Origin of the sequence: Streptomyces sp. NPDC046805 (assembly GCF_040645355.1) — a bacterium.
In the GTDB taxonomy this organism is placed as follows: Bacteria; Actinomycetota; Actinomycetes; order Streptomycetales; family Streptomycetaceae; genus Streptomyces.
Window position 1 is genome coordinate 188,958 of record NZ_JBEYYC010000002.1, and the last position, 22,239, is coordinate 211,196.

Annotated in this window: 15 protein-coding genes and 1 tRNA gene; 5 read left to right on the top strand and 11 right to left on the bottom strand. The window is 70.2% G+C overall.

The genetic code is table 11. From position 1 onward, the window contains the following. Window positions 1-34: 34 nt before the first annotated feature. Window positions 35-691: a response regulator gene (locus ABZ910_RS03630; protein ID WP_361358580.1), complete on the bottom strand. Its 657-nt coding sequence runs from the start codon at window positions 689-691 to the stop codon at window positions 35-37. Window positions 692-791: 100 nt separating this feature from the next. On the opposite strand from ABZ910_RS03630, the gene ABZ910_RS03635 reads away from it, so the two are divergent. Together ABZ910_RS03635 and ABZ910_RS03640 are read left to right on the top strand one after the other, a co-directional pair. Next, window positions 792-864: transfer RNA gene (locus ABZ910_RS03635), tRNA-Leu, on the top strand. A gap of 106 nt (window positions 865-970) precedes the next feature. Continuing rightward, window positions 971-1,747 (top strand): helix-turn-helix domain-containing protein, encoded by a 777-nt coding sequence (locus ABZ910_RS03640; RefSeq protein ID WP_361358582.1) that lies wholly within the window; start codon window positions 971-973, stop codon window positions 1,745-1,747. A 10-nt stretch (window positions 1,748-1,757) separates the two neighbouring features. On the opposite strand, the gene pyk is transcribed toward ABZ910_RS03640, so the two are convergent. From pyk to ABZ910_RS03675, 7 genes are all read right to left on the bottom strand, one after another. After that, window positions 1,758-3,194, bottom strand: a complete 1,437-nt coding sequence (gene pyk, locus ABZ910_RS03645) for a pyruvate kinase (protein ID WP_361358585.1) — start codon at window positions 3,192-3,194, stop codon at window positions 1,758-1,760. A 325-nt stretch (window positions 3,195-3,519) separates the two neighbouring features. Next, window positions 3,520-4,929 (bottom strand): SidA/IucD/PvdA family monooxygenase, encoded by a 1,410-nt coding sequence (locus ABZ910_RS03650; RefSeq protein WP_361358588.1) that lies wholly within the window; start codon window positions 4,927-4,929, stop codon window positions 3,520-3,522. Then, window positions 4,926-6,284, bottom strand: a complete 1,359-nt coding sequence (locus tag ABZ910_RS03655; RefSeq protein ID WP_361358590.1) for a pyridoxal-dependent decarboxylase — start codon at window positions 6,282-6,284, stop codon at window positions 4,926-4,928. Before ABZ910_RS03655 ends, ABZ910_RS03650 begins: the two co-directional genes overlap by 4 nt. A gap of 304 nt (window positions 6,285-6,588) precedes the next feature. Beyond that, on the bottom strand, window positions 6,589-7,425 hold the full coding sequence (locus ABZ910_RS03660) for an NAD(P)H-binding protein (RefSeq protein ID WP_361358593.1): 837 nt from the start codon (window positions 7,423-7,425) through the stop codon (window positions 6,589-6,591). 120 nt (window positions 7,426-7,545) lie between these two features. Beyond that, complete coding sequence (pepN, locus tag ABZ910_RS03665; protein WP_361358596.1) at window positions 7,546-10,029, bottom strand: aminopeptidase N; 2,484 nt, start codon at window positions 10,027-10,029, stop codon at window positions 7,546-7,548. 56 nt (window positions 10,030-10,085) lie between these two features. Continuing rightward, window positions 10,086-10,643, bottom strand: a complete 558-nt coding sequence (locus ABZ910_RS03670) for a response regulator (RefSeq protein WP_361358599.1) — start codon at window positions 10,641-10,643, stop codon at window positions 10,086-10,088. Window positions 10,644-10,782: 139 nt separating this feature from the next. Further along, window positions 10,783-11,127: a chorismate mutase gene (locus ABZ910_RS03675; RefSeq protein ID WP_361358602.1), complete on the bottom strand. Its 345-nt coding sequence runs from the start codon at window positions 11,125-11,127 to the stop codon at window positions 10,783-10,785. 124 nt (window positions 11,128-11,251) lie between these two features. Here ABZ910_RS03675 and ABZ910_RS03680 point away from each other — a divergent pair, with 124 nt between their 5' ends. Beyond that, on the top strand, window positions 11,252-12,139 hold the full coding sequence (locus ABZ910_RS03680; protein WP_361358605.1) for a hypothetical protein: 888 nt from the start codon (window positions 11,252-11,254) through the stop codon (window positions 12,137-12,139). Between the two features lie 9 nt (window positions 12,140-12,148). Here the strand turns inward: ABZ910_RS03680 and ABZ910_RS03685 are convergent, their stop codons facing one another. Further along, window positions 12,149-13,810 carry a cytochrome bc complex cytochrome b subunit gene (locus tag ABZ910_RS03685; protein ID WP_361358608.1) on the bottom strand — a complete coding sequence of 554 codons (1,662 nt, stop codon included), beginning with the start codon at window positions 13,808-13,810 and terminating at the stop codon, window positions 12,149-12,151. A gap of 183 nt (window positions 13,811-13,993) precedes the next feature. Here ABZ910_RS03685 and ABZ910_RS03690 point away from each other — a divergent pair, with 183 nt between their 5' ends. Together ABZ910_RS03690 and ABZ910_RS03695 are read left to right on the top strand one after the other, a co-directional pair. After that, window positions 13,994-14,866, top strand: coding sequence for a rhomboid family intramembrane serine protease (locus tag ABZ910_RS03690; protein WP_361358611.1), 873 nt, complete (start codon window positions 13,994-13,996; stop codon window positions 14,864-14,866). Window positions 14,867-14,891: 25 nt separating this feature from the next. After that, window positions 14,892-15,800: a chitosanase gene (locus ABZ910_RS03695; protein WP_361358614.1), complete on the top strand. Its 909-nt coding sequence runs from the start codon at window positions 14,892-14,894 to the stop codon at window positions 15,798-15,800. A gap of 156 nt (window positions 15,801-15,956) precedes the next feature. On the opposite strand, the gene ABZ910_RS03700 is transcribed toward ABZ910_RS03695, so the two are convergent. Beyond that, entirely contained in the window at window positions 15,957-17,420 is a 1,464-nt protein-coding gene (locus ABZ910_RS03700; protein ID WP_361358617.1) for a glutamate synthase subunit beta, read from the bottom strand. Continuing rightward, entirely contained in the window at window positions 17,413-21,933 is a 4,521-nt protein-coding gene (gene gltB, locus ABZ910_RS03705) for a glutamate synthase large subunit (RefSeq protein WP_361358620.1), read from the bottom strand. The genes ABZ910_RS03700 and gltB overlap by 8 nt, the downstream gene beginning before the upstream one ends. Window positions 21,934-22,239: the final 306 nt, after the last annotated feature.

Here is a 22,239-nt window from a genome sequence, read left to right on the forward strand (position 1 = left end):
GGCGCGGGCCTCTCCCGTACGGCGACGGCGCGGATCAGCCCTTGGAGGACTTCTTCTCCTGGCTGTCCGCGATCACGGCCTCGGCGACCTGCTGCATGGACAGCCGGCGGTCCATCGACGTCTTCTGGATCCACCGGAACGCGGCCGGCTCCGTCAGCCCGTACTCCGTCTGAAGGATCGACTTCGCCCGGTCGACCAGCTTGCGCGTCTCCAGCCGCAGAGTGAGGTCGGCGACCTCCTTCTCCAGCTCCTTCAGCTCGTTGAACCGCGACACGGCCATCTCGATCGCCGGTACGACGTCGCTCTTGCTGAACGGCTTCACCAGGTACGCCATGGCACCGGCGTCCCGGGCCCGCTCGACGAGGTCGCGCTGCGAGAAGGCGGTGAGCATGAGGACCGGGGCGATGGACTCCTCGGCGATCTTCTCGGCCGCGGAGATGCCGTCGAGCTTGGGCATCTTCACGTCCAGGATCACCAGATCGGGCTTGTGCTCCCGGGCGAGCTCGACCGCCTCCTCACCGTCACCGGCCTCGCCGACGACGGTGTACCCCTCCTCCTCCAGCATCTCTTTCAGGTCGAGCCGGATCAGCGCCTCGTCCTCGGCAATGACGACACGGGTCGTCAGCGGGGGCACGTGCGCCTTGTCGTCGTCGGGCACGTCTGTGGGCTGGGGCGACTCGGGGGCGGTCACGAAGGCTCCTTGTCAAGGGCAGGGGTCTGCTGACAAGAGCCTACCTAGCTGCGGTAAGGTGGTGGCACGGCGGGTAACCGCTGACCTTCTTTTCGAAGGGGCCCCGGTAGCCCAGCGGTAGAGGCCATGGATTCAAAACCCATACAGCGTCGGTTCGAATCCGACTCGGGGCACTTTTCCTTGGAATCCAAGGAATGAATTTGAAAGCGAATGTCCACGTTCTCGTGAACATTCGCTTTTTGCTGCGTGTCATTACGACCACCCCCGCAGAGTGGCCGCATGTACGACCTCAGCACGCGCAAGCGAGCGCTCGAACTGGTGGAGCAGGGCCGCAGCCTGAACTCTGTCAGCAAGGAAACCGGGATATCCCGCAACGCAATCCGATCCTGGCAGACGCGCATCACCCCGATGCCGCGGATGCAGCGTTCACCATGCTCGATATGCGGGCCATCGACCGAACCACCGGCGGACAAGGCGTCATACAGCTATCTTCTCGGGCTCTATCTCGGTGATGGCTGTATCAGCCCTGGCATGAAAGCCGGCTACTTCCTACGCATCGCATGCGCTGATGCATGGCCTGGACTCATCGAGACCTGCGCTGCCGCGATCGAAGCCATCAATCCCGGCAAGAAGGCGTACCGGGTGCAAGCGGTCGGCTACACATCCGTGGTGGGGTACAGCTGGCACTGGCCTTGCCTTTTCCCTCAACACGGGCCCGGCAAGAAGCACAACCGCTCCATCACTCTCGAACTCTGGCAACAGGAAATCGTCGACGACCACCCGTGGGAGTTCATCCGAGGCCTCATCCACTCCGACGGCTGCCGCATCACCAACTGGACGACCCGCATCGTCGCCAGCGAGCGCAAGCGCTACGAATACCCCCGGTACTTCTTCACCAACGTCTCCGACGACATCCGTCGCCTGTTCACCGACACCCTTGACGCACTCGGCGTCGACTGGACCCACTGCCGCAGAAACGGCAACCCGTACAACATCTCCGTCGCCAAGAAGGCCTCCGTAGCCCTCATGGACACCCACGTAGGCCCCAAGTACTGAGCCGGCACTGCTACTTGGGACTGTCGTCCTCCCCGATGTGGTGCACGCGCACCATGTTCGTCGAGCCGGACACTCCGGGAGGCGAGCCCGCCGTGATCACCACGACGTCTCCCTTCTCGCATCGGCCGTACTTCAACAGCAGCTCGTCCACCTGGTCGACCATCGCGTCCGTCGACCCCACGTGCGGGCCCAGGAACGTTTCCACGCCCCAGGTGAGGGTGAGTTGGGAGCGGGTCGCCGGTTCCGGGGTGAAGGCCAGGAACGGGATCGGGGAGCGGTAGCGGGAGAGGCGGCGGGCGGTGTCTCCGGACTGGGTGAAGGCGACCAGGAACTTGGCGCCGAGGAAGTCGCCCATTTCCGCCGCCGCCCTCGCGACCGCGCCGGGCTGGGTGCGGGGCTTGTTCCGTTCGGTCAGGGCCGGCAGGCCCTTGGCCAGGATGTCCTGCTCCGCCGCTGCCACGATGCGGGCCATCGTGCGTACCGTCTCGATGGCGTGTTTGCCCACGCTGGTCTCGCCGGACAGCATCACCGCGTCGGTGCCGTCGATGATCGCGTTGGCGACGTCGGAGGCTTCCGCGCGGGTGGGGCGGGAGTTGTCGATCATCGAGTCGAGCATCTGGGTCGCGACGATCACGGGCTTGGCGTTGCGCTTGGCCAGTTTGATGGCGCGCTTCTGGACGAGGGGGACTTGCTCCAGGGGCATTTCGACGCCGAGGTCGCCGCGGGCGACCATGATGCCGTCGAAGGCGGCGACGATGGCGTCGATGGCCTCTACGGCCTGGGGTTTCTCGACCTTGGCGATGACGGGGAGGCGGCGGCCTTCCTCGTCCATGATGCGGTGGACGTCCTTGATGTCGTCGCCGCTGCGGACGAAGGAGAGGGCGATGACGTCGAAGCCGGTGTGGAGGGCCCAGCGGAGGTCGGCCTCGTCCTTCTCGGAGAGGGCGGGGACGGAGACGGCGACGCCCGGCAGGTTGAGGCCTTTGTGGTCGGAGACCATGCCGCCTTCGCGGACGGTGGTGTGGACGTCGGGGCCGTCGACGGAGGTGACTTCGAGGCTGACTTTGCCGTCGTCGACGAGGATGCGTTCGCCGGAGGTGACGTCGGTGGCGAGGCCGGGGTAGGTGGTGGCGCACCGGGTCCGGTCGCCTTCGGTGTCTTCGTCGACGGTGATGGTGAAGGTGTCGCCGCGTTCAAGGAGTACGGGTCCTTCGGTGAAGCGGCCGAGGCGGATCTTCGGGCCTTGAAGGTCGGCGAGGATGCCGACGCTGCGGCCGGTTTCGTCGGCGGCCCTTCGTACGTGCTGGTAGCGCTCCTCGTGTTCGGCGTGGGTGCCGTGGCTGAGGTTGAATCGGGCGACGTCCATTCCGGCGTCGACCAGTGCCTTGATCTGGTCGTACGAGTCGGTGGCGGGCCCCAATGTACAGACGATCTTTGCTCGGCGCATAAGGCGAGCCTAGGCCTTACCGACGGGTAGAGAATTGGTCGGACGTGACTGGTCAACGACCAGTGGGTGAAGGCCTATTGACAAGTGTCGAATTGTGCGCACCGGCGCTCCGATGAGCGTCCCGTGAGTGTTGTGTATTCCATGGGTGGGGGCGCCGGGGAATGAGTTCGCATGGGCTCGCTCGTCTGCGCACGAACTTCGCTCGGGCTTCGGTTTTCCAGAATGTGTGCGTGGTGTCGGCCGTCCATTCGAGCCGGCCAGGTGCGCGAATACCCGTTACCGGAGTGACTGCAGTCACCGTCCAGGGCTTCTGCGGCACCTGCGGTCACCTGCCGTCGGCGAGCGGCGTGAGGGACGGGGCGTGGCGGGCGGAGGGGATTCGGGAGGGCTGCTGGAGTCCGAAGGTGGTGAAGGCGGTGCGGTGGGGCAGGCGGTATGTCTCTTTGCCCGTGAGGGAGTTGAGGATGGTGGCGCTGCGCCAGGCGGTGAGGCCGAGGTCGGGGGTGCCGACGCCGTGGGTGTGCAGGTCGGTGTTCTGGACGTAGATCCTGCCGGTGACGCAGGGGTCGAGGTCGAGGCGGTGGTCCTCGTCGATGCGGGGTCGTCCGGCGCTGTCGCGGCGCAGGTAGGGGTCGATGGCGGCGAGGATGCGGTCGAGGGGGCGGGGGCGGTAGCCGGTGGCGAGGACGACGGCGTCGGTGGTGAGCGGGGTGCGGGTGTTCTGCCGGGTGTGTTCCAGGTGGAGTTCGATCTTGGCGGTGGCGATGCGGCCGGCGGTGCGGACGTGGACGCCGGGGGTGAGGGTGGCGTCGGGCCAGCCGCCGTGCAGGGTGCGGCGGTAGAGCTCGTCGTGGATGGCGGCGATGGTGCCCGCGTCGATGCCCTTGTGGAGCTGCCATTGGGCGGCGGCGAGTTGGTCGCGGTCGGGCTCGGCGAGGGCGTGGAAGTAGCGGGTGTAGTCGGGGGTGAAGTGTTCGAGGCCGAGCTTGGAGTACTCCATGGGTGCGAAGGCCTCGGTGCGGCCGAGCCAGTGGAGGCGTTCGCGGCCGGCGGGGCGGTGGCGCAGCAGGTCGAGGAAGATCTCGGCGCCGGTCTGTCCCGAGCCGACGACGGTGACGTGTTCGGCGGCGAGGAGGGTGTCGCGGTGGTGGAGGTAGTCGGCGGCGTGGAGGACGGGGATGCCGGGGTCGTCGGCGAGGGGTTTGAGGGGGCTGGGGATGTGAGGGGTGGTGCCGACGCCGAGGACGATGTTGCGGGTGTGGGTGCGGCCGAGGGCTTCGGCTTCGCCGTCGGTGTCGAGTTGGGTGAAGTCGACTTCGAAGACCTCGTGTTCGGCGTTCCAGCGGACGGCGTCGATCTGGTGGGAGAAGTGGAGTCCGGGGAGGTGTTCGGCGACCCAGCGGCAGTAGGCGTCGTATTCGGCGCGGTGGATGTGGAAGCGCTCGGTGAAGTAGAAGGGGAAGAGCCGGTCGTGGGCTGTGAGGTAGCGGAGGAAGGTCCAGGGGCTGGTGGGATCGGCGAGGGTGACGAGGTCGGCGAGGAAGGGGACTTGGACGGTGGTGCCGTCGATGAGGAGTCCGGGGTGCCAGTCGAAGCGGGGGTGTTGTTCGTAGAAGGCGGTGTCGAGGTCGGTGAGGGGGTGGGCGAGGGCGGCGAGGGAGAGGTTGAAGGGGCCGATGCCGATGCCGACGAGGTCGTGGGGTGTGCGGGGCTCGTGGTGTGGGGGGCGGTTCATCCGGGGGTGGTTCCTTCCACGAGTTTCAGCAGGTCGGTCAGGTCGTCGGTTCGGGTGTGGGGGTTGAGGAGGGTGGCTTTGAGCCAGAGGCGGCCGTCGAGGCGTGCGCGGCCGAGGGCGGCGCGGCCGTCGTGCAGGAGGGTGCGGCGCAGTTGGGCGACGGTGTCGTCGGTGGCTCCGGTGGGTCGGAAGAGGACGGTGGTGAGGGTGGGTTCGTCGTAGAGGTCGAGGGTGGGGTGGTGGTGGATGAGAGCGGCGAACTCGCGTGCCGTGGCGCAGACGTGGTCGATCAGGGCGCCGAGGCCGGTGCGGCCGAGGGTTTTGAGGGTGACGGCGGTCTTGAGGATGTCGGGGCGGCGGCTGGTGCGCGGGGAGCGGCTGAGGAGGTCGGGGAGTCCGGCGTCGGTGTCGTCGTCGGCGTTGAGGTGGTCGGTGTGTTGGTGGAGTACGGCGAGTTCGTCGGGGTGGGCGACGGCGAGGAGGCCGGCGGCGATGGGTTGCCAGCCGAGTTTGTGCAGGTCGAGGGTGACGGTGTGGGCGGCTTCGAGGCCGGCGAGCAGGTGGCGGTGGCGTCGGCTGAAGAGGAGGGGGCCGCCGTATGCGGCGTCGATGTGGAGGCGGGTGCCGTGGGCGGTGCACAGGGCGGCGATGTCGGGCAGGGGGTCGATGAGGCCGGCGTCGGTGGTGCCGGCGGTGGCGGCGACGAGCAGGGGGCCGGTGAGGTGGGTCAGGGCGTCGTCGAGGGTGGCGGGGTCGAGGGTGCCGCCGGGTGCGGGGAGGACGACGGGGTCGGGCAGGCCGAGCAGCCAGGCGGCGCGTGTCAGGGAGCGGTGGGCGCCTGCGGCGCAGACGAGGCGGACGCTGCCGCCGTGGGCTTCGCGGGCGAGGAGGAGGGCGAGTTGGTTGGATTCGGTGCCGCCGGTGGTGACGAGGGCGTCGGCGAGGCCGGTCTCGTGGGCGAGGGTGCGGGTGACGAGGGCTTCGAGTGCGGAGGCGGCGGGGGCCTGGTCCCAGGAGTCCAGTGAGGGGTTGAGGGCGCTCGCGGCGAGGTCTGCGGCGGTGGCGACGGCGAGCGGGGGGCAGTGCAGGTGGGCGGCGCACAGGGGGTCGGCGGGGTCGGCGGCGCCTTCGGCGAGGGCGTGGACGAGGGCGCGCAGGGCGTCGGGGTCGCCGTCGTCGGGCAGGACGTCGCCCACGGCGTCGGCGATGCGTGCGGCGACGGCCGGGGGTCCGCCGGCGGGCAGCGGGCCGCCGCGGGCGCGGTTGCCGTCGCGGAGGGCGTCGAGCACGGTGTGGAGCAACGGCCGTAGGGCTTGCGGTCCTTGGGGGCCTGAGGCGAGGGACGGCGTGCTCATGGGGCTCTCCTCGGGAGCGGGAGTTCCAGCTTGTACGCGGTGGGGGCGGCGCGGCCGGAAAGCGCAACGATCGAAACCCGAAAGGGGGTACTCCCGTGCGGGGAAAGCCTGTGGGGTGTGCAGGTGAGCGAGGCGTGGCGTCGGCTGGGCGGTTGACGCGGTCTTGACGGGACGGGTGTGGTGTGCTGCGGGTCGGGGCGTGCGCCGGGCCGGGTCGAAACCGGGGGCGACGCCCCGGCCCGGCCCGGCCCGGGCGACGCCCCGAGCGGGTGGGTCGCGGTGTGCGGGTCTTGAGGGGGGTCGGCTAGATCTTCCGGAAGTCGGAGGCGTGGTCGTCGGCCCACTGGGCGAAGGTGCGGGCCGGGGTGCCGGTGATCTTCTCGACGGTGGTGGTGATCTCCGGGGGTACGCCGATGGTGGCGGCGAAGGATTTCAGCAGGCTCTGTACGAACTCCGGGGGTGCGTGCGGGAACAGTTCGGGTCCCGCTTCGTCGGCCGGCACCTCGGCGAAGGTCAGGTCGCGGCCGATGGCCCGGCCGATCGCGGCGATCTGGTCGGTGTTGGTGGTGGCCTCGGGGCCGGTCAGCCGGTGGACGGCGCCTTCGTGGCCGGTGTCGAGGAGGGCGCGTTCGGCGACGGCGGCGATGTCGTCCTCGTGGATGGGTGCGGTGAGCATGTCGGCGTAGACGCCGCGGACGGTGTCGCCGGTGCGGATCTGGGGTGCCCACTGGAGGGCGTTGGTGGCGAACGCGTTGGGGCGCAGGAAGGTCCATGCCAGGCCGCTGTCGCGGAGGTGCTGTTCCGCGGTGGCGTGCATGACGTGGATGGGGTGGGTCTCGTCGGCGCCCTCCTGGATGATGCCGGAGGAGAGCAGGACGACGTGGCGGACGCCGGCCGTGCGGGCGGCGTCGAGCAGGGCGGGGGCGTGGGGGCCGGCCGCCTGGACGTAGAGGAAGAGCCGGGTCGCTCCTTGGAGGGCGGGGGCCGGATCGTCCGGCCGGAACGTCACCACTTCGGCGCCTTCGGGCAGCCGGGCGCGCTGGGGGTCGCGGGTCAGCGCGCGTACGGGTCGGCCGAGGGCGACGAGTCGTTCGACGAGGGCGCGTCCGACGTTGCCGGTGGCGCCGGTCACTGCGATCACTGTGGCCTCCTGGGCTCGGGTCGATCGTCCTTCCTGGCCCTGTCGAGCCTAGGAAGGACGATCGGTGCCCGCATCGTCGTCAGGTACCGGACGCGCCGGAGATGCCCTACGGCCGCGGTCCTACGCCTCGCGTACCCGCAGGGCCCGGGCGAGGTCGTCGAGTTCGTCGGCGAGCCTGCGACGCAGGGCGGTGGACGGGGCGTCGTCGCGCAGGCAGGCCTCGCCCAGGGCGAGGTTCTCGGCGTCGACGGCGTGGGACGGGAAGGCCCAGCGGCCGGCGGCGGTGGCGATGGCGGGGCCACGGCGGGCGGCGACGGCGACCGCGGCCTCGTAGTACCGGGGTACGTACGCGCGTACCAGGTCGGCCTGTTCCGGCTGCCAGAAGCCCCGGGCGGTGGCCGTGAACAGGTAGTTGGAGAGGTCGTCGGTGGCGAACATCGCGTCCCAGGCCGCCCGCTTGGCCTCGGGGTCGGGCAGGGCGGCGTGGCAGTGGGCGGCGCCTTCCTGGCCGGTGGCGCTGGGGTCGCGTCGCAGTTCGGCGGCGATGGCGTCCTCGTCGGTGGCGCCGAGGACGGCGAGCCGGCCGAGGATGCGCCAGCGCAGTTCGGGGTCGAGTTCGGGGCCGCCGGGCACGGTGCCGTCGGCGAGCCAGGCGGCGATGGTGTCGGGGTGGGCGGCGACGTCGATGAAGTGGCGTACGGCGATGAGGCGCAGGCCGGGGTGGTCGCCGTCCTCGGTGCGGCGGATCAGGTCGCGGCACAGGGAGCCGAGGGTGGCGAGGGCGGCGGGGCGGTCCTCGGGGCGCAGGTAGCGGTCGGCGACCTGGGTGGCGGCGAAGGCGAGGACGCCTTCGACGAGGGCGAGGTCGGTCTCGTGGGGCAGGTGGGTTCGGGCGGTCTCCAGGTAGGCGGCGGGCGGGAGTTCGCCGTCGCGGACGGCGTCGCGCAGCGCGTTCCAGACGACGGCGCGGCTGAGCGGGTCGGGCAGGCCGGACAGGCTGGTGCGGATCGTCTCGAAGGACTCGGTGTCGAAGCGGACCTTGGCGTAGGTCAGGTCGCCGTCGTTGAGGAGGAGCAGTGCGGGGCGCTTGCCGATGGGGTGGGGAGTGGTCTGCGGGATGTCGAGGTCGAGGCGTTCGCGCAGGGCGAGGCGGCCGTCGTCGGTGACGTCCTGGTCGTACAGGCCGGCGGTGATGCGGTGGGGGCGGCTGCCGTCGCGTTCGACGGTGAGGGTACGGGTGCCGTCGTCGGCGGCGGTGATGACGGGGGTGAGGGTGTCGACGCCGGTGGTGCGCAGCCAGGCGTCGGCCCAGGCGTGGACGTCGCGTTCGGTGGCGGAGGCGAGGGAGTCGATGAAGTCGGCGAGGGTTGCGTTGCCGAACTTGTGCCGTTCGAAGTGGGTGTTGATGCCGGCGAGGAAGTCCTTCTCGCCGAGCCAGGAGACGAGTTGGCGCAGTGCGGAGGCGCCCTTGGCGTAGGAGATGCCGTCGAAGTTGAGGAGGGCGGCGGCGGTGTCGTCGACGGCTTCGGGGGCGACGGGGTGGGTGGAGGGGCGCTGGTCGGCGTCGTAGCCCCAGGCCTTGCGGGCGACGCCGAAGTCGACCCAGGTGTCGGTGAAGCGGGTGGCTTCGGTGATGGTCTGGTAGCCCATGTACTCGGCGAAGGACTCGTTGAGCCAGATGTCGTCCCACCACTTGAGGGTGACGAGGTCGCCGAACCACATGTGGGCCATTTCGTGGGCGATGACCATGGCGCGGGTCTGCCGCTGGGTGTCGGTGACGGCGGAGCGGTAGACGAACTCGTCGCGGAAGGTGACGAGGCCGGGGTTCTCCATGGCGCCGGCGTTGAACTCGGGGACGAACGCCTGGTCGTAGGAGTCGAAGGGGTAGGGCTCCTCGAACTTCTCGTGGTAGCGGTCGAAGCACTGCTTGGTGATCTCGAGGAGTTCGTCGGCGTCGGCGTCGAGGTGGGGGGCGAGGGAGCGGCGGCAGTGGATGCCGAAGGGCAGGCCGCGGTGTTCGGTGGTGACGGAGTGCCAGGGGCCGGCGGCGACGGCGACGAGGTAGGTGGACAGGGGCGGGGTGGGGGCGGCCTTCCAGCGGCCGTCGCCGAGGTGTTCGGTGATGCCGTTGGCGAGGACGGTCCAGTTCTCGGGGGCGGTGACGGTCAGCTCGAAGACGGCCTTCAGGTCGGGCTGGTCGAAGGCGGCGTAGATCTGCTGGACGTCGTCGAGGAAGAGCTGGGTGTAGAGGTAGGTCTCGCCGTCGGCGGGGTCGGTGAAGCGGTGCATGCCCTCGCCGGTGCGGGAGTAGGGCATGGCGGCGTCGATGTGCAGTTCGTGCTCGCCGGCGGTGAGGTGCTTCAGGGGCAGGCGGTTGCCGTCGAGGGTCTCGGGGTCGAGGGGCTGTCCGTCGAGGGTGGCGGTGCGCAGTTCGGCGGGCTTGAGCTCGACGAACGTGTCCCCGTCGGACCGTGCGGTGAACCGGATCACCGTGTGGGAGTCGAAGGTGTCGTCCCCGGTGGTCAGGTCGAGCTCGATCGTGTAGCGGTGGACGTCGAGGAGCTTGGCACGGTGCTGCGCTTCGTCGCGCGTCAGTACGGACATGCACGACATGCTGCCTGATGCCGCAGGCCACGCACAGGGGTCGATCGATAGGTCGCTTATGTCCGGCCTGATGTGGGGCTGGCGCGGCAGACGCCGCGCGGGGGTGCGACGAGGGGGTCGGGGTGGGCGAGGGCGGGCCCCGGGACGGGACCCGGGGCGCGCTCCTCGGCCTCGTCGCGGCGTTTGACCTCGGCGCGCAGCTCGCGGACCTGCTCCTGAAGGGCCAGTTGGCGCTGGTGGGCGTCGTACAGGTAGCGGACCTTGGTGCGCAGGGCCCAGGGGTCGACGGGTTTGAGGACGAGGTCGGCGACGCCCAGCCCGAAGGCGGCGGTGGCCAGTTCGTGGTCGGGGCCGAAGCCGGTGAGCAGGATGACGGGGATGTGCTGGGTCTGTTCCAGGCTGCGCAGGTAGCGCACGACGTCCAGTCCGCTGACGCCGGGCATGCGCACGTCGAGCAGGAGGAGCCCGACCCGGCCGCGCAGGACCTGTTTGAGCGCCTCGTCGCCACTGGTGACGCAGCCGAGCAGGTAGCCCAGCGGGGCAAGCGCGCTCTCCAGCGCGTACAGCGTGTCCTTGTGGTCGTCAACGATGAGGATCTTGGCATCCGACGGCATGGCCCGACGTCCCTCCCGCGTGGACAACCCAGCTTACGACTCCGCACTGACACGCAGTACTCGCATGCTGACGAGGAGTGCACGGCGCAGCATGCGCCGCCCGGGCCCCGCTGTCACGCCCCGTTCACGTCGGTCGAGGTCAGTTCGCTTCGGGTACCTCGTCGTTGGCGATGCGCTCGTGGTGCCGGATCACCTCGGCGATGATGAAATTGAGGAATTTCTCGGCGAACGCCGGGTCGAGTTTGGCGTTCTCGGCGAGGGTGCGCAGCCGGGCGATCTGCCGTGCCTCGCGGGCGGCGTCGGCGGGCGGCAGCTGGTGGACGGCCTTGAGGCGGCCGACCTGCTGGGTGCACTTGAAGCGCTCGGCGAGCATGTGGACGACGGCGGCGTCGATGTTGTCGATGCTGTCGCGCAGCCGGGCGAGCTCCTCGCGGACGGCGGCGTCGACGTCATCGTTGCCGGTCCCGGGGTTGATGGTGGTCATGGGCGTCAACCCTAAGCGGACCGGAACGGACCGCGGACATGCGATCACCGGCGCAGCACCGGTCACGGGGCGCGCACCCGCATAGAGTGGATGAGGAGTTCTGGGCGTCTTTGGGGGTACGGGCGTGGCGAACGACGGACGGGTCGAGCACGGCTATCCGCATCTGGAGACGGTGCGGGCCGCCGTCACCGCGCTGTACAGGCGCCTGTCGTACGACAGCGTCCAGACGTTCCCGGTCAGCGTGGCCCCGGCCGACGTGGCCTTCTGCGACACCGACGACCTGTATCTGGGCGCGCAGCGGGTGGCCCGCGAGCTGGTGCGGCATTTCCGGTTGCCGGACGCGCGGCTGATCGTGAGCTTCCGCGAGATGACGCATGCGGCGAACGTGGAACTCGCGGCGGGCCCCGAGTACTTCGTCGAGCTGAACGACCGGTTCCGTACGCATCGGCGGGACATCGGGGCGGCTCTGGCGCACGAGGTGGCGCATGTCTACCTGCACCGCCTGGACCTGTCCTTTCCGGGCACGCCGGCGAACGAGATCCTCACGGACACGGTGACGACGTATCTGGGCGCGGGCTGGCTGCTGCTGGACGCCTACCGCGAGGATGCGGCGTCGTCGCAGAAGCTGGGGTACCTCACGCCGGAGGAGTTCGGCTATGTGCTGGCGAAGCGCGCCCTGGTCTTCCACGAGGATCCGTCGGTGTGGTTCACCAGCCCGCAGGCCTATACGGCGTACGGCAAGGGCATGGCGCTGGCCCGCCAGGACGAGCAGCAGCCGCCGCTGACCGCGGCCGGCTGGGCGGGCCGCCGCCGCTACGCCCGGGACCGCCGCCACGCCCCCGGGACCGGATCCGAGACCGGGGTGCCGTACGCCTTCACGCCCGACGGCCAGGGCCGGCTCCGGGTCTCCTTTCCCTGCCCGACCTGCCACCAGCGGATCAGGGTGCCGGTGCGGGGGCGCGTGCGGGCGCGGTGCGCGCTGTGCCGGACGGTGCTGGAGTGCGACACGTAGCGTGCGCCGTCAGTGCGTGTGCTCTCCGCCGGTGAGCTCCCGGTGCTCCTCGCGGGTCGGCTTCGGGATGTGCGAGCGGGGGCCGAACATCGCCCGGGACAGCCGGGCGCGCACCCGCTGGGAGACGGTGACCGGGCGGCGCACGCCGTTGGCGTCGACGAGCGGGCCGATCTCGTAGGGCGGGTTCTGCTCGTGCTGGGTGAGGGTGAACATCCGGTCCTGGGCGAGGGGTTCGTGGACCTCGACGTACTCGCCGTGCGGCAACCGCTTGATCGTGCCGGTCTCCCTGCCGTGCAGCACGTCGTCCCGGTCCCGGCGCTGCAGTCCGAGGCAGATGCGCTTGGTCAGCATGAAGGCGAGGACGGGGACGACGAAGACGGAGATCCGCACGAACCAGGTGATGGCGTTGATGGACAGGTGCAGATGCGTGGCGACGATGTCGTTGCCGCCGCCGATCAGCAGCACGCCGTACAGGCTCAGCCAGGCCACGCCGAGCGCGGTGCGCACGGGGGCGTTGCGCGGCCGGTCCAGGATGTGGTGTTCGCGCTTGTCGCCGGTGATCCATGCCTCGATGAAGGGGTAGACGCCGATGGCGAGCAGGAACAGCGGGAACAGCGTGAACGGGATGAAGACGCCCAACTCCAGTGTGTGGCCCCAGAAGTTGACCTCCCATCCCGGCATCACCCGGATCAGCCCCTCGGAGAAGCCGAGGTACCAGTCGGGCTGGGCGCCGGTCGTCACCAGGTCGGGGCGGTAGGGGCCGAAGGCCCACACGGGGTTGATGGTGGCGATGCCGCCCATCAGGGCGAGGACGCCGAAGACGAGGAAGAAGAAGCCGCCGGCCTTGGCCATGTAGACGGGCAGGAAGGGCATGCCGATCACGCTCTTCTGGTCCCGTCCGGGCCCGGGGTACTGGGTGTGCTTGTGGTAGATGACCAGGATCAGATGGGCCACGACCAGGCCGAGCATGATGCCGGGCAGCAGCAGGACGTGGATGGGGAAGAACCGCGAGATGATGTCGTGCCCGGGGAACTCCCCGCCGAACAGGAACATCGAGATGTACGTCCCGACGATCGGGAGGGACAGGATGGCGCCGTCGGCGAAGCGGACGCCGGTGCCGGAGAGCAGGTCGTCGGGGAGCGAGTAGCCGGTCAGGCCGGTGAGGATGCCGAGGAACAACAGGGTCCAGCCGAACAGCCAGTTGATCTCGCGGGGCTTGCGGAACGCGCCGGTGAAGAACACCCGCATCATGTGCACGAGCATGCCGGCGACGAACACGACGGCCGCCCAGTGGTGGATCTGCCGGATCAGCAGCCCGCCGCGCACGTCGAAGCTGATGTGCAGCGTCGACTGGTACGCCTTGGTCATGATGATGCCGTTGAGCGGCGCGTACGAGCCGTGGTAGACGACGTCGGCGCCGCTGGGCTCGAAGAAGAGGGTGAGATAGATGCCGGTGAGGATCAGGATGAGGAAGCTGTAGAGGCAGATCTCGCCGAGCATGAAGGACCAGTGGTCCGGGAACACCTTGCGCATGTTGGCCTTGGCCAGCGCGTAGAGCCCGAGCCGTCCGTCGGCCCAGTCGGCGAGCCGCTCGCCCTTGCCGGCCTCGTCCCTGCGTGCGGAACTCCCCGCCGCATTCGCTCCGTTCACTGTGCGCGTACCGTCGCTCATCGACCCTCCCCGTCGCAACACCCCCAGGGTGGCACGACGTCGCGGCTGAGCCAACGGTGCGGACGAAGGCTCGGCCGGTCCACTCACGGGCCCCATGTCCCCCTGCTGTCACAGCAGTTCGCTATTTTGTTCGCCGCCGCCCCCACCGGCTCAGTCCTGTCCCCGTGTCACCGAGGAGCCGGCGTGGATGCCGAGTCCGCCGTCACCACCTGTTTTCGCCACCCCAAGGTGGAGTCCCACGTCCGCTGCACCCGCTGCGACCGCTATATGTGCCCCGACTGCATGCGGGAGGCCGCCGTCGGCCACCAGTGCACGGAGTGCGTGAAGGAGGGCGCGCGGTCGATACGGCAGGCGCGGACGGCGTTCGGCGGCCGCGTCACGGCGGTGCCGATCGTGACGTACGTCCTCGTCGGGCTCAACGTCCTCGCCTACCTGGGCGAGTTGGTGCGCCCGGCGCTGCTCGGCCGCTTCGACATGCTGGGCACGGTGGCGCCGGGCTACTACCCCGAGGGCGTCGCGCACGGCGAGTGGTACCGGCTGCTGACCAGCGGGTTCCTGCACCTGCCCCCCGGCCAGGGGATCGGCGTGGTGCACATCGTGATGAACATGGCGTCGCTGTGGACCGTCGGGCGTGTGGTGGAGGGGCAGTTGGGCCGCGTCCGCTACCTGGCCCTGTATCTGCTGTCGCTGCTCGGCGGCTCGGTCCTGGAGCTGCTGATCTCCCCGGAGGCCCGCTGCGTCGGCGCGTCCGGCGCGATCTTCGGGCTGGGTGCCGCGTACTTCGTCCTGGCCCGCCGCCTCGGCTTCGCCGCGGACGCCGTCAACCGCTCCATGACGGGCCTGCTGCTGTGGCTGGTGGCGTCCTCCTGGTTCGCGTCCTGGCAGGGGCACCTCGGCGGTCTGCTGACCGGCGGCGCGGTGGCGCTGGCGTACGCATACGCGCCCCGCGGCGACCGCCGGGCGCTGATCCAGGCGGGCGCGTGCGCGGCGCTGCTGGTCCTGCTCGTGGGACTCACCTGGGCGAAGGTGTCGGGCCTCGCGGGCGGGGCTGTCTGACCTGGAGCGCCGTACGGTATCCGGCATGAAACGTGCCGGAATCCTCCTGTTCGCGGCCGTCCCGGTCGTCGTCACGGCGGTGGTGTTCGCCGTCGTCCCGGGCGGGCCGGGCCCGGGCGGGCCGGCGCGCCCGGCGTCGGCCGCCGCCGTGCAGTCCCGCCGGGGCACCGAGGCGCGGGCCGCGTCCGAGCGGGCCGCGGACGACACCGCGATCGCCGCCGCGCCGCCGGGACTGGCCGCGCCCCCCGAGAAGGAGCTGGCCCAGGAGATCGTGGCGAGCGCAGAGAACTCCACCCTCGACTGGCGCAGCGCGTACGGCTACATCGAGGACATCGGCGACGGCCAGGGCTACACGGCCGGCGTCATCGGATTCTGCACCGGCACCCACGACCTGCTCACCCTGGTCGAGCGCTACACCGAGGCGCACCCGGACAACGGTCTCGCCGTCTACCTCCCCGCGCTGCGCAATGTCGACGGCACGGACTCCCATCGGGGTCTGGACCCCGGTTTCCCCCGTGCCTGGAAGGCCGAGGCGAGGCTCCCGGCGTTCCGTGCGGCGCAGGACGCCGAGCGCGACCGGGTCTACTTCGACCCGGCCGTACGCCGCGCCAAGCTCGACGGACTGGGCCCGCTGGGCCAGTTGATCTACTACGACGCGATGGTCTTCCACGGCCCCGGCACCGGCCCGAACGGCTTCTACGGCCTGCGCGAGAGCGCGATGGAGAAGGCCGCCGCCCCGGCGCAGGGCGGCAGCGAGAAGACGTACCTCGACGTCTTCCTCGACGTGCGGCGCGCGGCCATGAAGGCGAAGCGGCCCGGCATCGACACCAGCCGCATCGACACGGCCCAGCGGCGGTTCCTGGACGACGGGAACCTGGACCTGAGGACGCCGCTGGTGTGGCAGGTGTACGGGGAGACGTACAAGGTGCCGTAGGCGAGGCGGCCCGGGACGTGCGGCGGCGCCTGCCCGGATGTCCTTGGTCGGGGACGGGGCAGGCGCCGTCTTGCGGGAGTCTGGGGGTGTCCCCCGGACCCCAGCCCGTACGCCGTTGTACGGGACGTCTGTCGGGGTCTTCTTCCTCGTCGGCCGTCAGACCATCAGGGAGCGGTCCGTCGGACGGATCGGGGCCGGGAGGTCGCTGGCGCCGGTCAGGAAGCGGTCGGTGCCACGGGCGGCCGAGCGGCCTTCCGCGATCGCCCAGACGATCAACGACTGGCCGCGGCCCGCGTCACCGGCGACGAACACGCCGGGCACGTTGGTCTGGAAGTCGGCGTCGCGGGCGATGTTGCCGCGCTCGTCGAGCTCCAGGCCGAACTGCTCGACCAGGCCGTTGGCGCGGTCGGTGCCGGTGAAGCCCATGGCCAGGGTGACCAGTTGGGCGGGGATCTTACGCTCCGTGCCCGGCTTCTGGGTGAGCTTGCCGTCGACGAACTCGACCTCGGCCAGGTGCAGCCACTGCACGTTGCCGTCCTCGTCGCCCTCGAAGTGGGTCGTGGAGACGGAGTAGACCCGCTCGCCGCCCTCCTCGTGGGCCGAGGTGACCTTGTAGAGCATCGGGAAGGTCGGCCACGGCTGGGCGACCGGGTTCCGCTCCTCCCCCGGCCTCGGCATGATCTCCAGCTGGGTCACGGACGCCGCGCCCTGACGGTGGGCGGTGCCCACGCAGTCGGCGCCGGTGTCACCGCCGCCGATGACGACGACGTGCTTGCCCTCGGCCGAGATCGGGGCGGTGACGTAGTCGCCCTCCTGGACCTTGTTCGACAGCGGCAGGTACTCCATCGCCTGGTGGACGCCGTTCAACTCCCGCCCGGGGACGGGCAGATCGCGGGCGGTCGTCGCGCCGGCGGCGATGACGACCGCGTCGTAGCGCCTGCGCAGGTCGGTCGCCGTGACGTCGCGGCCGACCTCGACCTCCGTACGGAAGCGGGTGCCCTCCGCGCGCATCTGCTCGATACGGCGGTTGATGTGCCGCTTCTCCATCTTGAACTCGGGGATGCCGTAGCGCAGGAGGCCGCCGATGCGGTCCGCGCGCTCGTACACGGCGACCGTGTGGCCGGCCCGGGTCAGCTGCTGGGCGGCGGCGAGGCCCGCCGGGCCCGAGCCGATGACCGCGACGGTCTTGCCGGACAGCCGCTCGGGCGCCTGCGGGGCTACGTCACCGGTCTCCCACGCCTTGTCGATGATCGAGACCTCGACGTTCTTGATGGTGACCGGCGACTGGTTGATGCCGAGCACGCACGCCGACTCGCAGGGGGCCGGGCAGAGGCGGCCGGTGAACTCCGGGAAGTTGTTCGTCGCGTGCAGCCGCTCGGACGCCTCGGTCCAGTCTCCGCGGTAGGCGTAGTCGTTCCACTCGGGGATCAGGTTCCCCAGCGGACAGCCGTTGTGGCAGAACGGGATGCCGCAGTCCATGCACCGGCTGGCCTGCTTGCCGATGATCGGCAGCAGGGAGCCGGGGACGTAGACCTCGTTCCAGTCCTTGACGCGTTCACCGACGGGGCGGGTCTGGGCGACCTCGCGGCCGTGGTGGAGAAAGCCCTTGGGATCAGCCATGAGTCGCCGCCTCCATCATCTTCTCGGTGATCTCGGTCTCGGAGAGACCGGCTCGCTCGGCGGCGTCCTTGGCGGCGAGCACTGCCTTGTACGTACTGGGGATGATCTTGCTGAAGCGCTCGACCGCGGTGTCCCACTCGGCCAGCAGCTTCTCGGCGACCGTGGAGCCGGTCTCCTCCTGGTGGCGGCGCACCACGTCGTGCAGCCACTGCTTGTCGTCGTCGTCGAGCGCCTCGACGGACTCGACGTTGCCGACGTTGACGTTGTCGGGGTTCAGGTCGATGACGTACGCGATGCCGCCCGACATGCCGGCCGCGAAGTTGCGGCCCGTCTCGCCGAGGACGACGGCGCGGCCGCCGGTCATGTACTCACAGCCGTGGTCGCCGACGCCCTCGGAGACGACCAGCGCGCCGGAGTTGCGCACGCAGAACCGCTCACCGGTGCGGCCGCGCAGGAACATCTCGCCGCCGGTCGCGCCGTAGGCGAGGGTGTTGCCCGCGATCGTCGAGTACTCGGCGAGATGGTCGGCGCCGCGGTCCGGGCGTACGACGACCCGGCCGCCGGACAGGCCCTTGGCGACGTAGTCGTTGGCGTCGCCCTCCAGGCGCAGGGTGACACCGCGCGGCAGGAAGGCGCCGAAGGACTGGCCGGCCGAGCCCGTGAAGGTGATGTCGATGGTGTCGTCGGGCAGGCCCGCGCCGCCGAACTTCCTTGTCACCTCGTGGCCGAGCATGGTGCCGACGGTGCGGTTGATGTTGCGGATGGCGACCTGGGCGCGCACCGGCTGGGCGTCGTTGACGCCGGTCCCGGCGAGGGCGTCGGCGGCGAGCTTGATCAGCTCGTTGTCGAGCGCCTTCTCCAGGCCGTGGTCCTGGGCGACGAGCTGGTGGCGCACCGCGCCCTCGGGCAGCTCGGGCACGTGGAACAGCGGCTCCAGGTCCAGGCCCTGCGCCTTCCAGTGGTCGACGGCCCGGGTGACGTCGAGGGCCTCGGCGTGGCCGACGGCCTCCTCGATGGAGCGGAAGCCGAGCTCGGCGAGCAGTTCGCGGACCTCTTCGGCGATGAACCGGAAGAAGTTCACGACGTGTTCGGCCTTGCCGGCGTACCGCTCGCGCAGGGTCGGGTTCTGCGTGGCGATGCCGACCGGACAGGTGTCCAGGTGGCAGACGCGCATCATGACGCAGCCGGAGACGACGAGCGGCGCGGTCGCGAAACCGAACTCCTCGGCGCCGAGCAGCGCGGCGATCACGACGTCGCGGCCGGTCTTCAGCTGGCCGTCGGTCTGGACGACGATGCGGTCGCGCAGACCGTTGAGCAGCAGGGTCTGCTGGGTCTCGGCGAGGCCGAGCTCCCAGGGGCCGCCCGCGTGCTTGAGCGAGGTGAGCGGCGAGGCGCCCGTGCCGCCGTCGTGGCCGGAGACGAGGACGACGTCCGCGTGGGCCTTGGACACACCCGCGGCGACCGTGCCGACGCCGACCTCCGACACCAGCTTCACGTGGATACGTGCCGCCGGGTTGGCGTTCTTGAGGTCGTGGATCAGCTGGGCCAGGTCCTCGATGGAGTAGATGTCGTGGTGCGGCGGCGGGGAGATCAGGCCGACGCCGGGCGTGGAGTGCCGGGTCTTGGCGATCCACGGGTAGACCTTGTGGCCGGGCAGCTGGCCGCCCTCGCCGGGCTTGGCGCCCTGGGCCATCTTGATCTGGATGTCGTCCGCGTTGACCAGGTACTCGGAGGTGACGCCGAAGCGGCCGGAGGCGACCTGCTTGATCGCCGAGCGGCGCGCCGGGTCGTACAGGCGCTCCGGGTCCTCGCCGCCCTCACCGGTGTTGGACTTGCCGCCCAGCTGGTTCATGGCGATGGCGAGGGTCTCGTGCGCCTCCTGGGAGATGGAGCCGTACGACATGGCGCCGGTGGAGAAGCGCTTGACGATCTCGGACGCCGGCTCGACCTCCTCGATCGGGATCGAGGGCCGGTCGGACGTGAAGCCGAAGAGCCCGCGGAGCGTCATCAGGCGCTCGGACTGCTCGTTCACGCGGTCCGTGTACTTCTTGAAGATGTCGTAGCGGTTGCTGCGCGTGGAGTGCTGGAGGCGGAAGACCGTCTCCGGGTCGAACAGGTGCGGTTCGCCCTCGCGGCGCCACTGGTACTCGCCGCCGATCTCCAGCGCGCGGTGGGCGGGCGCGATGCCGCTGGCGGGGTACGCCTTCGCGTGGCGGGCGGCGACCTCCTCGGCGATGACGTCGATGCCGACGCCGCCGATCTTGGTGGTCGTGCCGTTGAAGTACTGCTCGACGAAGGCCTCGTCGAGGCCTACGGCCTCGAAGACCTGGGCTCCGCGGTAGGAGGCGACGGTCGAGATGCCCATCTTGGACATGACCTTCAGTACGCCCTTGCCGAGGGCGTAGATCAGGTTGCGGATGGCCTGCTCGGCGTCCATGCCGGGCAGGAAGGTGCCCGCGCGGACCAGGTCCTCGACGGACTCCATCGCCAGGTACGGGTTGACGGCGGCGGCGCCGTAGCCGATGAGCAGGGCGATGTGGTGGACCTCGCGGACGTCACCGGCCTCGACCAGCAGGCCCACGTGGGTGCGCTGCTTGGTACGGATGAGGTGGTGGTGGACGGCCGCGGTGAGCAGCAGCGAGGGGATCGGCGCGTGCTCGGCGTCGGAGTGCCGGTCGGACAGGACGATCAGGTGGGCGCCGTTGCCGATCGCGGCGTCGGCCTCGGCGCAGATCTCGGCGATGCGCGCGGCGAGGGACTCACCGCCGCCGGAGACCCGGTACAGGCCGGACAGCGTCGCGGCCTTGAAGCCGGGCAGGTCGCCGTCGGCGTTGATGTGGATGAGCTTGGCCAGCTCGTCGTTGTCGATGACCGGGAAGGGCAGGAGGACGGACCGGCAGGAGGCGGCCGTCGGGTCGAGCAGGTTGCCCTGCGGGCCGAGCGAGCTGCGCAGGCTGGTGACCAGCTCCTCGCGGATCGCGTCCAGCGGCGGGTTGGTGACCTGCGCGAACAGCTGGGTGAAGTAGTCGAAGAGCAGCCGTGGGCGCTCGGAGAGGGCCGCGATCGGCGAGTCGGTGCCCATCGAACCGATCGGCTCGGCGCCGGACTTGGCCATCGGCGCGAGGAGGACGCGCAGCTCCTCCTCGGTGTAGCCGAAGGTCTGCTGGCGGCGGGTGACCGAGGCGTGGGTGTGGACGATGTGCTCGCGCTCGGGCAGGTCGCCGAGCTCGATCTCGCCGGCCTCCAGCCACTCGGCGTAGGGCTGCTCGGCGGCGAGGGTCGCCTTGATCTCGTCGTCCTCGATGATGCGGTGCTCGGCGGTGTCGACGAGGAACATGCGGCCGGGCTGCAGGCGGCCCTTGCGGACGACCCTGGCGGGGTCGATGTCGAGGACGCCGACCTCGGAGCCGAGGACGACGAGGCCGTCGTCGGTGACCCAGTAGCGGCCGGGGCGCAGTCCGTTGCGGTCGAGCACGGCGCCGACCTGGGTGCCGTCGGTGAAGGTGACGCACGCGGGGCCGTCCCAGGGCTCCATCATCGTGGAGTGGAACTGGTAGAAGGCGCGCCGGGCCGGGTCCATCGAGCCGTGGTTCTCCCAGGCCTCCGGGATCATCATCAGCACGGAGTGCGGCAGCGAGCGGCCGCCGAGGTGCAGGAGTTCGAGGACCTCGTCGAAGGAGGCGGAGTCGGAGGCGTCGGGCGTGCAGACCGGGAAGATCCGCTCGATGGCCCGCTCGTCCGAACCGAACAGGTCCGAGACCAGCTGCGACTCACGGGCGCGCATCCAGTTGCGATTGCCCTTGACGGTGTTGATCTCACCGTTGTGCGCGACGAAGCGGTAGGGGTGCGCGAGCGGCCACGACGGGAAGGTGTTCGTGGAGAACCGGGAGTGCACGAGCGCGATCGCGGAGGCGAAGCGGCGGTCGGACAGGTCCGGGAAGAAGGGCTCCAGCTGGCCGGTGGTCAGCATGCCCTTGTAGACGATCGTGCGGGCGGACAGCGACGGGAAGTAGACGCCCGCCTCCCGCTCGGCGCGCTTGCGCAGGACGAAGGCCTTGCGGTCGAGCGCGATGCCCTCGCTCGACCCGGACCCGTCGGCGACGAACAGCTGCCGGAAGGCGGGCATCGTCGAACGGGCGGTGGCGCCGAGCAGTTCCGGGGCGACGGGGACCTCGCGCCAGCCCAGGACGGTCAGGCCCTCCTCTGCCGCGATCGTCTCGATCCGCGCGACGGTGTCCTCGGTGCCGTCCTCGGGCAGGAAGGCGACGCCGACGGCGTACGCACCGGCCGTGGGGAGCTCGAAGCCGGCCACCTCGCGGAAGAAGGCGTCGGGGACCTGGGTGAGGATGCCCGCGCCGTCGCCGGAGTCGGGCTCGGAGCCGGTGGCACCGCGGTGCTCGAGGTTTCGCAGAACCGTGAGCGCCTGGTCGACCAGCGCATGGCTCGCCTCGCCGGTGAGGGTGGCCACGAAGCCGACGCCGCAGGCGTCGTGCTCGTCACGGGGGTCGTACATACCCTGCGCAGCAGGGCGAGCATCCATGAACGACCAGTTTCGGCCATTCGTGGAGTGCTGGGACGGCTGGCGCGGTGTACGCATCGGCTCTCCCGTCGTCGTCAAGTGGCATGTGCAGGTGCCGAGGGACGACGTTGGCCCTCTGCGAGGAATGGCGAAATTTCGCGCAGGTTACATGATGGAGCGATTCTCGGAAATCGGATACCGCGTTCCAACATGCGGACGCCGTGGGGGGTTTCGCGGCGAGGGGTGAGTGTGGCGCACGAGCGGCGGGGGTGTCGCGCGCGGGTGGCTGAAATGTGGGGG